Origin of the sequence: Ideonella azotifigens (genome assembly GCF_006519715.1) — a bacterium.
Classification (GTDB): domain Bacteria; phylum Pseudomonadota; class Gammaproteobacteria; order Burkholderiales; family Burkholderiaceae_C; genus Ideonella; species Ideonella azotifigens.
In genome coordinates, this window is the sequence record NZ_VIDT01000513.1 from 1 (window position 1) to 4,050 (window position 4,050).

Here is a 4,050-nt window from a genome sequence, read left to right on the forward strand (position 1 = left end):
GAGCCGGCCCTGCTGCAAGTCCTCGGCGATCAGCTCGGGGATGAGCTGATAGGCCGGCAGTGCGCTGCCCTTGAGGCGGTGGACCCAGTGCGTGAATGGCATCGAGTGGCGTGGTTTGGCTGCCCGGAGTTTGCCTGCTGCATGGCCTGATTGCATGCGCCGTGCGACGAAAAGCCCGTCGCATCCCGGTGCATGCGCGCCATTGATCGGGTGCCTTGATTGCATGGCGGGCGATGCGCTTTGGTGCAGGCCGGGCCACCTGGGCCGGCGCTGACGCGAGGCGGGCCGCGCATCGACGCCCCGTTGATCGCATCTTGATCGGCCACCTGCGCAGCGCGGTGGCACATCCGTCGCAAGAGGAAAGGCGTGACCGGCGCTGTGCCGGCACCTTCCACCACCCGAGGAACACTGTCATGCCGAAAGTCACGCACCCCGTTGCCCACAAGGGCGATTTCCTGGTCGACTACGAAGAGAAGGTCTTCGAGGACGTGAAGGCCGAGCCGGGTGAGAAGGCCCTGGTGACCTTCCACACGGTGGCCTTCGAAGGCTCCATCGGCCTGGTCAACCTGCTGCAGGCCACGCGCCTGCAGCGCAAGGGTTTCGAGACCTCGGTGCTGCTCTACGGCCCGGGCGTGACGCTGGGCGTCAAGCGCGGCTTTCCGAAGCTGGGCGACGAGGCCTTCCCCGGCCACCAGAACTTCAACAACCAGATCACCAAGTTCATCGCCGAAGGCGGCAAGGTCTACGCCTGCCGTTTTGCGTTGCAGGCGCTCTACGGCCACGGCGAAGGTGCGCTGATCGAAGGCGTGCGGCCGATCAACCCGCTGGACGTGCTTGACATCGTGCTCCTCCACAGGAAAGCCGGCGCCTTCATCCTCGACACCTGGACCTTGTAATGGCCCACCCCCTACGCGCTTCGCGCGCCCCCTCGAGGGGGCGAGCCCAGAGGACCGGCGGAGCCGGCTCCTCGGGCTCCGCTGGGTTGGGTTGCCGTGGTGTTGGGGGATTCGCATGAACCACGTTTCCAAGAGGACGGTGAGGGCTGCAGCGGCGCAGATCGCGCCCGACCTGGACAGCGCCGACGGCACGCTGGCCCGCGTGCTCGAAACCATGCGCGACGCCGCGCGCCGGGGCGTGGCGCTGATCGTCTTCCCCGAGACCTTCCTGCCCTACTACCCGTACTTCTCCTTCGTGCTGCCCCCGGTGCTGCAGGGCCCGCCGCATTTGCTGCTGATGGACCGTGCGCCGACCGTGCCCGGCCCGACCACGGATGCGGTGGCCGCCGCTGCGCGCGAGCTGGGCATGGTCGTGGTGCTGGGCCTGAACGAGCGCGACCACGGTAGCCTCTACAACACCCAGCTGATCTTCGACGCCGACGGCCGCCTGCTGCTCAAGCGCCGCAAGATCACGCCCACCTACCACGAGCGCATGGTCTGGGGCCAGGGTGACGGCGCCGGGCTGACGGCGGTGGACACGCGCGTGGGCCGGGTTGGCGCGCTGGCCTGCTGGGAGCACTACAACCCGCTGGCGCGCTACGCGCTGATGGCCGAGCACGAGGAGATCCACTGCGCGCAGTTCCCCGGCTCGCTGGTTGGCCCCATCTTCGCGGACCAGATGGGCGTGACCATCCGCCACCACGCGCTGGAAGCCGGCTGCTTCGTCGTCAACGCCACCGGCTGGTTGCACCCCGAGCAGATCCGCAGCATCACGCCGGACGAGAAGCTGCAGGGCGCTTTGCGCGGCGGCTGCCACACGGCCATCGTCTCGCCCGAAGGCAAGTACCTGGCCGAGCCGCTGACCGAAGGCGAAGGCCTGGTGATTGCCGACCTGGACATGGCGCTGATCGCCAAGCGCAAACGCATGATGGATTCGGTCGGCCACTACGCGCGGCCCGAGCTGCTGAGCCTGGCCATCCGCCGCGAACCGGCGGCCACCACGCTGGCCTTGCCGGCAGGCAGCGCCCCCACCTTCACCGAACCGCTGACGGGAGCTTTCGATGCCTGAACTCGCCAACCGCCCAGACGCCCGCGACCTGATGACCGAGCTGCAGTCCCAAGGTCTGCGCCTGGTGGACCCGAGCGCCGGCGCGGCCAGCCGCCGTGGCGGTGCCGGCCCGTCGGACCACAAAGCCGTGACGGTGGACGGCGTGACGCTGATGGTGCCGGTGCACACCGCCACCGCGTTCAGCTCGCCCTTCGTGGCCGACGCGCCAGGCGCGGACGGCCTCAGCACCTTGCGCCGCGGCGCCATCCCCATCGCGCAGATCCAGTTCCCGCGCCAACCGAAGTTCTACAGCCGGCAGACCGCCGAGGGCGTGCCGTATTCGCACATTGCCACGCTGCACGGCAGCGACGTGCTGGCCACCACGGTGCTGCAGACCTGCATCCGCTACGAGAGTCGGCGCAAGGCTTGCAAGTTCTGCGCGATCGGCCAGTCGCTCGCGGCAGGCCGCACCATCGCCCGCAAGACGCCGGCGCAACTGGCCGAAGTGGCCAAGGCCGCCGTCGAGCTGGACGGCGTGAAGCACATGGTGATGACGACCGGCACGCCGCCCACGCCGGACCGGGGCGCTGCCATCCTCTGCGAAAGCGCCGCCGCCATCCGCGCCGCGGTCGACCTGCCGCTGCAGGCCCAGTGCGAACCGCCGGACACGGATGCCTGGTTCCAGCGCCTGAAGGACAGCGGCGTGGACACCTTGGGCATGCACCTGGAAGTCATTGGCGAAGACCTGCGCCAGCGCCTGTTGCCTGGCAAGGCCGAGGTGCCGATGAGCCGCTACTGGGATGCCTTCGAGGCCGCCGTCGAAGTCTTTGGGCGCGGCCAGGTCAGCACCTATCTGCTCGCCGGCCTGGGCGACAGCGCAGACACCTTGCTGGCCACCAGCGAGCGCCTGCTGGCCCTGGGCGTCTACCCCTTTGTCGTGCCCTTCGTGCCCATCAGCGGCACGCCGCTGGAGGACCAGCCTGCGCCGTCTGCAGAGTTCATGCGCGAGGTGCTGGCGCCGCTGGGTGCGCTGGTGGACGTGGCCGACATGCGGGCGGGCGACATCAAAGCCGGCTGCGGCCGTTGCGCGGCCTGCTCCACCTTGTCCCGCTACGAAGCGCCCCAGGCGCTGCTCGCCAGCTGAGGAGACGACGATGAACCTCGCGACGCACCTGGCCGCCCGTCCGCCGCTCGCACCCTGGTGTGAACTGCCCACGACTTTTGAACCGCAGGAGTTTCGGGTTCAGTGGGCCAGCAACCCGTGGATGCAAGCCCAGGCGCTGGCTTTGCGCCGCCAGGTGTTCTGCGACGAGCAAGGCCTGTTCGACGGTGACGACATCGACGCCATCGACCGCGACAATCCCAGCACGCGGCTGCTGGTCGCGCTGTCCTGCTGGGGCGGCCAGCCGGACGAGTTGCTGGGCACCGTGCGCATCCACGAAGCCGCGCCCGGGCTGTGGTGGGGCTCGCGGCTGGCGGTGCAGCGCGGCTGGCGCCAGCATGGGCGCCTGGGCAGCACGCTGATCCGCCTGGCCGTGTCCAGCGCGCATGCGCTGGGCTGCCGCGAGTTCCTGGCCCAGGTGCAGGCGCAGAACGTGCCGCTGTTCCAGCGCCTGAACTGGCGGGTGCTGGACGAGCAAATCCTGCACGGCAGGCCGCATGCGCTGATGCGCGCGGACCTGGCGTTTTATCCGCCGTGCGAGACGCCGTACGCTGGTTACGTGCTGGCGCAGGGGTGCCGTCATGACTGAGCTACATCGCCTCATTGAAGCCTTGCGCACCAGCCGCGGCTTCGCTCACAAGCGCGACATCGCCGCGGTCCTGGGCCGGCTGCAGTCCACCACCGGCCACACCGCCGTGCCGAATGGCGACGATTGCGCGGTGCTGCCCGATGCGGCGGGCGACGGCCACCTGCTGTTCGCCATCGAAGGCTTGATGGCCGACTTCGTCGAGGCCATGCCCTGGTTCGCCGGCTACAGCGCAGTGATGGTCAACCTCAGCGACATTGCGGCGATGGGTGGCCGGCCGCTGGCTGTGGTGGACGCGCTGTGGAGCGCCAACGAGGCC

At 69.2% G+C, this 4,050-nt stretch carries 5 protein-coding genes; all 5 read left to right on the forward strand.

The features are described 5' to 3' along the window. Positions 1 to 413 precede the first annotated feature (413 nt). Positions 414 to 896 carry an MSMEG_0572/Sll0783 family nitrogen starvation response protein gene (locus tag FKP22_RS23060; protein WP_141290016.1) on the forward strand — a complete coding sequence of 161 codons (483 nt, stop codon included), beginning with the start codon at positions 414 to 416 and terminating at the stop codon, positions 894 to 896. A gap of 115 nt (positions 897 to 1,011) precedes the next feature. After that, the gene (locus tag FKP22_RS23065; protein ID WP_141290017.1) at positions 1,012 to 2,004 is read left to right on the forward strand and encodes a Nit6803 family nitrilase; all 993 of its coding nucleotides are present in this window, start codon (positions 1,012 to 1,014) and stop codon (positions 2,002 to 2,004) included. Positions 2,005 to 2,035: 31 nt separating this feature from the next. Continuing rightward, entirely contained in the window at positions 2,036 to 3,127 is a 1,092-nt protein-coding gene (locus FKP22_RS23070) for an MSMEG_0568 family radical SAM protein (RefSeq protein WP_141290019.1), read from the forward strand. A 10-nt stretch (positions 3,128 to 3,137) separates the two neighbouring features. After that, a complete protein-coding gene (locus tag FKP22_RS23075) occupies positions 3,138 to 3,734 on the forward strand; it encodes an MSMEG_0567/Sll0786 family nitrogen starvation N-acetyltransferase (RefSeq protein WP_141290018.1) in 597 nt (198 codons plus the stop codon). Further along, on the forward strand, positions 3,727 to 4,050 hold a 324-nt coding region (locus tag FKP22_RS23080), incomplete at its 3' end, for an AIR synthase related protein (RefSeq protein WP_233446948.1). The genes FKP22_RS23075 and FKP22_RS23080, both read left to right, overlap by 8 nt.